The 6,307-nt window shown below is 73.7% G+C and carries 4 protein-coding genes and 2 pseudogenes; all 6 read right to left on the bottom strand.

Features of this window, described 5'->3' with window-relative positions; genetic code table 11:
* Positions 1-196: 196 nt before the first annotated feature.
* Positions 197-1,198, bottom strand: a complete 1,002-nt coding sequence (locus ACFWP3_RS15160) for a ketopantoate reductase family protein (protein ID WP_384220579.1) — start codon at positions 1,196-1,198, stop codon at positions 197-199.
* A gap of 66 nt (positions 1,199-1,264) precedes the next feature.
* Positions 1,265-1,813 carry a DUF1697 domain-containing protein gene (locus ACFWP3_RS15155; RefSeq protein ID WP_384220577.1) on the bottom strand — a complete coding sequence of 183 codons (549 nt, stop codon included), beginning with the start codon at positions 1,811-1,813 and terminating at the stop codon, positions 1,265-1,267.
* Between the two features lie 20 nt (positions 1,814-1,833).
* Positions 1,834-3,071, bottom strand: a pseudogene (gene mgt / locus ACFWP3_RS15150) (macrolide-inactivating glycosyltransferase).
* A gap of 20 nt (positions 3,072-3,091) precedes the next feature.
* Positions 3,092-4,423: an ABC transporter substrate-binding protein gene (locus tag ACFWP3_RS15145; RefSeq protein ID WP_384220575.1), complete on the bottom strand. Its 1,332-nt coding sequence runs from the start codon at positions 4,421-4,423 to the stop codon at positions 3,092-3,094.
* Positions 4,423-5,253: pseudogene (locus tag ACFWP3_RS15140) on the bottom strand (carbohydrate ABC transporter permease); the annotation flags it as partial. The gene ACFWP3_RS15145 and the pseudogene ACFWP3_RS15140, both read right to left, overlap by 1 nt.
* Positions 5,254-5,308: 55 nt before the next feature.
* Positions 5,309-6,232, bottom strand: coding sequence for a carbohydrate ABC transporter permease (locus ACFWP3_RS15135; protein WP_384220583.1), 924 nt, complete (start codon positions 6,230-6,232; stop codon positions 5,309-5,311).
* Positions 6,233-6,307: the final 75 nt, after the last annotated feature.

The raw sequence follows: 6,307 nt of genomic DNA, 5'->3' as shown, positions 1-6,307 counted from the left end.
ATCCAGCCCCAGCCAGGCATAATCCAGCCCCGCCGGCGATTGAGGCGCGGGGTCTGGGGCGGAGCCCCGGTCTTTGAGCCCCGCCGACGATTGAGGCGCGGGGTCTGGGGCGGAGCCCCGGTCTTTGAGCCTCGGCGGCGATTGAGGCGCGAGGGGCCGGGCGCGGAGCCCCCGGCGGCGGCGGCGCGGCCGGAGGCTACGCTCGGGCCGCGGCCTCGTCGGCCAAGGCGGTGAGGTCCGTGATGGACATGGCGCCCGGCGGGAGCCCCTCGCGGGCGAAGATGTTGGCCGCGTGCCGCAGCACGTCGTTCACCGGCGTCGGCACGCCGTGCAGCCGGCCCAGCAGCGAGATCTCCCCGTTGAGGTAGTCGGCCTCGACCGAGCCGGTGCCCCGCGCCAGGCTCTGCCAGGACGAGCCGCCCCGGACACCCGGCGGCTGCTCCACCTTGCCCTCGCGCGCGTCGGACTGCTCCGCGTCCGAGGCGTAGGGGATCCCGGCCGCCCTGAAGGCCGCCTTCGCCTCGCGGACCGCCCGCAGCAGCAGCGCGGCCTTCGCCGGCTCCGGCTCGGGGCCGGTGGTGGCCTGGACCGCGTTGCCCAGGTTCCCCAGCAGCTTCGCGTACTTCCACCGCATCACGTCCTCGGCCACCGGCGCCTCGAAGCCGGCCTTCCCGAGGTCCGCCGCGACCGCCCGCGCCAGCGCGTCCGTACCGCCCGCCGCCAGGCCCACGTGCAGGATCCCGGTCAGCGGCGCGCACAGTGCCGAGACCGCGCCGGGCTCCAGGAAGGTCGAGGGCAGCCAGACGCACACCCCGTACACGCGGGCGAAGCGCCGCAGGGCGAGGCGTTCGCTCTCGACGCCGTTCTGCGCGCACAGCACCGGCAGCCGCTGCGCCGCCGTCCCGCCGCCCGCGACCTCCGCGTCGCCCCACGCGTCGAGCGCGGCGATCGCGTCCTGCGTCTTGACGGCCAGCAGCAGGACGTCGTCGGGGCGCAGTTCGCCCAGTTCGGCCGGTCCGGTGACCACGGGCAGCCGGTGCACGCGGGTGCCGGACGCCGTGGTCAGCCGCAGGCCGTCCGTCCGCAGGGCCTCCGCGTGCGCACCGCGCGCGACGAGGACGACCTCGCCGCCCGCCTCCGCGAGCCGACCGCCGATGGTGGCGCCGACCGCGCCCGCGCCGATGATGATGTAACGCATGCCTCCGAGCCTGGCACATCCCGGCCCCCGCACCACCGTCGGGGCACGGGCAATCGGGAAGCCGGGTCAGGCCGCGGTCAGCTCCACCAGCTTGGCGACGGTGTTCCAGTTGCGGGTGGTGGCGTCGATGCCCTTGACGCGGGCCGGCTTGGCGAGGGCTTCGGCGAGCTTGGAGCGGCCCAGCCCGTTCGGGGCGTAGAGGTAGAGCACGCGGTCGCCGAGCCGGTACTCCTCGGGGAGGTACGCCGCCGGGTCGAGGCCGGCGAAGCGCTCCGGGCCGGGCAGCTCGGAGAAGAAGGTGGCGTGGAGCTGCTTGCCCTCCAGTTCGTCGGCCGGGAAGGGGCAGGCGTCGGCGACGGCCTTCAGGTAGGCCCCGTCCACGACCAGGCACGCGACCCGGAAGCCGAAGTGGGCCTCGATGGCGGCCTCCAACTCCCGGGCTAGCGCACCCGGATCCTGCCGCGTGCTGCTGAAGACGGCGTTGCCGCTCTGCAGGTACGTCTGCACATCGCCGTGGCCGAGCCCCTCCAGGACGGAGCGGAGCTCCGCCATGGGGACCTTCTTGCTCCCGCCGACATTGATCCCGCGCAGCAGCGCCGCGTATTTCCTGTCCATGGGGGCAGCGTAGGCGGGGCCTATGACAGTTCCGCCTCGATGAGGTCGGCGGCCCGGCGTGTGCCGCCCTCGGCGGCCATCCGCGCACGGACCTCCGCGCAGCGGGCGGCGACGGCGGGGTCGCCGACCAGGGCGAGGACCGCCTCGCGCAGGGTGGCGGCGTCGGCCTGGTCGGCCGGGACGTGCCGGGCCACGCCGAGCGAGGCCAGCATGTCGGCGTTGCCGAACTGGTCGACGGCCTGCGGGACGGCGACCATCGGGGTGGCGGTGGCGAGGCCCTCCTGGCTGCCGCCGGCGCCCGCGTGGGTGATGAAGGCGTCGGCCTGGCGCAGGATGTCCAGCTGGGGGACCCAGCGGTGCACCTCGATGTTGGCGGGGACCGTGCCGAGTTCGGCTTCGTCGGTGAACTTGCCGATCTGGAGGACGACGTGCCAGTCGGGCAGGTCGCCGAAGGCCTCGACGCAGGCGCGGTAGAAGGCGGGCTGCTTGGTGAAGGCGGAGCCGAGGGAGACCAGCAGCACCTTGCGGCCGTCGGCCCGCTCGGGGCGCTGCCAGTGTCCCTGGGCCGCCGCACGGTCGCCCTGGCAGGCGCCGACGAAGGTGTACACGGAGGTGTCGACGCGGTCGGCGTTCGGCTGGAGCGCCCGGGGGATCAGGACGAGGCTGCGGCGCGGGCGGCCCTGGAAGCGGTCCACGTCGTCGCCGAGGCCGTTCTCGCCCAGCCAGGCGGCGAACCGGGCGTAGTAGGCCCGTCCGCGCTCCGACGCCTTCAGCCCGGCGAACATCGGCGCGGCCACTTCCTCCTCGTACCCGTCCCAGGCGACCAGGTTCGGGGAGAGGGAGACGGCGGGGACTCCCCAGCGGTGGGCGAGGACGGGCGCGGGGTAGGCGGTGATGTCGTGGAGGACGAGGTCCGGTTCGTCTCCGTCGAAGGCGGCCGCGAGCTGCGGGAGCGCCTGGACGGCGTCGTTCAGGAAGGGTTCGAGGTGGTCGATGAGTTCGGTGCCCCAGGCCTCCGGGTCGTCGTCGGTGGGGAGGGTGGAGTTCCAGATCACCGGGGTGGCGCCGGTCTCGGCGACCTTCTCGGCGAAGGAGGCGGGGACCGCGTAGCTGACTCGGTGGCCCCGGGCGACGAGTTCCCGGATCACTTCGATGCTCGGGTTCACGTGGCCGTGGGCGGCGATGGAGAACATGGCGATGTGGGCGGGCTTGGCTGAGGTCATGGACCGAGCTTAACGAGACGAGACGTCTCGTGCAATCAATAAATCTGGCCCGGACCTACCTCTGGTACCGCGCCAGCACCCTGTTCCCGTCCTCCACCAGGCGTTTCTCCAGCTCGGCCAGGTCGATCGCCCCGCTGTAGAACTCCTGCAGCGCCGGGGTCGCGACCTTGTCCTTCCACTCCGGATAGCCGCGCACCGACTGGGCCGGCGCGGGCCGCAGCCCGGCGGCGAGGGCCGTGCCCGTGGCCCAGCCGAGCTCGGGCGTGCGCAGCGCGGGGTCGGCCAGCGCCCGGGTGCCGGTCGGCAGCATCCAGTCGCCGCGGGCGAGGCGGACCATGTTGGCCGGGCTCAGCAGGAAGTCGACGAAGGCCGCCGCCTCCTTCTTGTACGGGCTGTCCTGCGCGATGGACAGGGTCTGCGGGCTGACCCCCTGCGCCGTGCCGTCGGCCCCGGCCGGGGGCGGCAGCACCTGCCAGGCGAAGCCGGGCGGGGCCTGGCGCACGATCTGCTGGCGGTACGAGAACCCGAGCGGCACCATCGCGTACCGGCCGCCGAAGAAGCCGGGCAGGGTGTCGGAGCCGCCCATCCCGAGGGTGGCCCGGGAGGCGCTGCGGTCGGTCTCGGTCTGGGCCCGGATGGTGGCGGGCACGACCGCGTCGCCCTCGGACCAGCGGATGACGGCCTTCCCGTCCGCGTCGCGGTGGAAGAGCCGGCCGCCCGCGGACAGGCCGAGGTTGAGGGTGGCGGAGACGGGGTCCTTGAGCGGCCAGGCCACCCCGTACCGGCCCTCGGCGGTCAGCTGCCGGGCGGCGGACCGGAACTCCTCCCAGCTCCAGGGGGCTTCGGGGGTGGGGATGCGGACCCCGGAGGCGCGCAGCAGGTCGGTGTTGGCCATCAGGACCCTGGGCTCCTGGAGGAAGGGGACCCCGTACACCCCGCCGCCAGGGCCGAAGGTGACGGTCTCCCAGGAGGCGGCCGGGATGTCGGCCTTGAGCCGCTCGGAGAGCAGGGGCCGCAGGTCGGCGAGGTAGCCGCCGTAGGCGAAGTCGGCGAGGTCGTCGGAGGCGTCGTGGATGACGTCGGGGGCCTCGCCGCCCTCGAAGGAGGTCAGCAGCTGGTCGTGGACGCTGCTCCAGCTGCCCTGTACGTACTGGACCTGCACCTCGGGGTGGGCCGCGTTCCACTCGGCGACCAGGGCCCTGTTGGCGTCGACGGACTCCTTCTGCCAGGCGAGCGACTGGAAGCGCAGCCGCACCACGCCGTCGGAGCCGGCGCGCGGCGCGGAGCACCCGCTGGCCAGGGCGGCCAGCAGTACGAGCACGAGGGCCCAGACCCGGACGCGGGCGAGGCAGGAGGCGGCGGCCCTTGGCCCTCGGCGGCGGGGCATCAGCTCTTCACCGCCCCGGCCAGCATGCCGCCGGTGATCCGCTTCTGGATGACGGAGAAGACCACCAGCGAGGGCAGGGTCGCGAGGAAGGCCGCGGCGGCCAGCGGGCCGAGGTCGGCGGCGCCCTCGGCGCCCAGGAAGTGCGTCAGGACGACCGGCAAGGTCTGCTGCTCCGGGGTCTTGAGGAGGACGAGGGCGAAGAAGAACTCGTTCCAGGCGGTGATGAAGGCGAACAGCGCGGTGGCCACGATCCCCGGCGCCAGCAGGGGCGAGACCACCGAGACGAGGGTGCGCAGCCGCCCGGCCCCGTCCATCGCGGCCGCCTCCTCCAGCTCGGGCGGGACGGCGCGCACGTAGCCGACGAGCATCCACAGCGCGAACGGCAGCGACCAGACGACGTACACGAGGATCAGGCCCGGTACCGAGTTGACGAGGTGGAGGTTCTTCAGCACCAGGAACAGCGGGATGATCACCAGGACGAACGGGAACGCCTGGCTGACCACGACCCAGCCGGTGGCCGCGGCGGCCAGCCTGCCGCGCCTGCGGGCGAGGACGAAGGCCGTCGGGGTGGCCAGGGCCACCGCGAGCACGGCGGCGCAGACCGCGGCGATCAGGCTGTTCAGGGCCGCGTGCGCCAGCGGCTGCTCGGCGAAGGCCTGGCGGAAGTTGCCGAGGGTCGGGTCCCGGGGGATCCAGGTGGGGTGCAGGCTGCCGAGCTCGCGCGCGGGCTTGAAGGCGGTGGAGAGCAGCCACAGGAACGGGAACGCGAGGAAGACGAGGTAGCCGGCGAGCGCTGTGTACTGGGCGGCCCGGGCGGCCCGGGCGGCCCGGGCACCTCGCGCGGCCCGGGGCGGGTCCTGGTGCGGCTGCGTCGCGCGGGTCCCATCAGCTGTCGCCTCCCCGGAGCCGGCCGGCCAGGTACACGGCGAGCAGGACCGAGATCACCGCGACCATCACGCAGCCCATGGCGGCGGCGTACCCGAACTGCCCGTAGCGGAAGGCCTCCTCGTACGCGAAGAGCATCGGCAGCCGGGTGCGGCCGCCGGGCCCGCCGTTGGTCAGTACGTAGACCAGGGCGAAGGAGTTGAAGTTCCAGATCAGGTTGAGCGCGGAGACGGACAGCGCGATCGGCCGGATCGCGGGCCAGGTCACCGACCGGAAGCGGCGCCAGGCCCCGGCGCCGTCGAGGGCGGCGGCCTCGTGGAGTTCGTGCGGGGTGTTCTGCAGGCCGGCGAGCAGGGCGACCGTGGTCTGGGGCATGCCCGCCCAGATGCCCACCACCACGACGGCGGGCAGGGCGGTGGCGAGGCCGCTGAGCCAGTCGGTGTCCCCGGCGAGCCCGAGGCCGGCCAGGGTCTCGTTGAGCACCCCCGCGTCGGGGTGGTAGACGAGCCGCCAGATGATGCCGACCACGACCTCGGGCATGGCCCAGGGGATGATCGCGAGCGAACGGGCCAGCCACCGGAAGCGGAGGTTCTGGTTGAGCAGCAGGGCCAGCCCCAGGGCCAGCAGGAACTGCGGGACGGTGACCCCGACCGCCCACAGCAGGCCGATCCGGAAGGACTCCCAGAACAGCCGGTCGTGGAGCAGGTCCTGGAAGTTGAGCATCCCCACCCACTGGGTGGGCGCGGTGCGGCCGGACTGCGAGTCGGTGAAGGCGAGGGCGATGCCGTAGAGCAGCGGGCCGACGCTGAGCAGCAGGATCGGAATGAGCGCGGGCAAGACCAGGAACCAGGCCCCGTGGTCGGCGCGGCGGCCCTTGTGCGCGGGGGCGGCTGCGGTCACCTTCACCCCTTCCCTCGCCGTCATCGTGCGCAGGGCCTGATGGCGCGTCAAGGCAGCGCACGTCCGGATGGGAGACTTGGCGCATTCACGACGATCCGG

The organism is Streptomyces sp. NPDC058525 (assembly GCF_042719495.1).
Classification (GTDB): domain Bacteria; phylum Actinomycetota; class Actinomycetes; order Streptomycetales; family Streptomycetaceae; genus Streptomyces.
The sequence above is the reverse complement of the archived record's forward strand: the minus strand, read 5'-3'. Positions and strand labels throughout refer to the sequence as shown.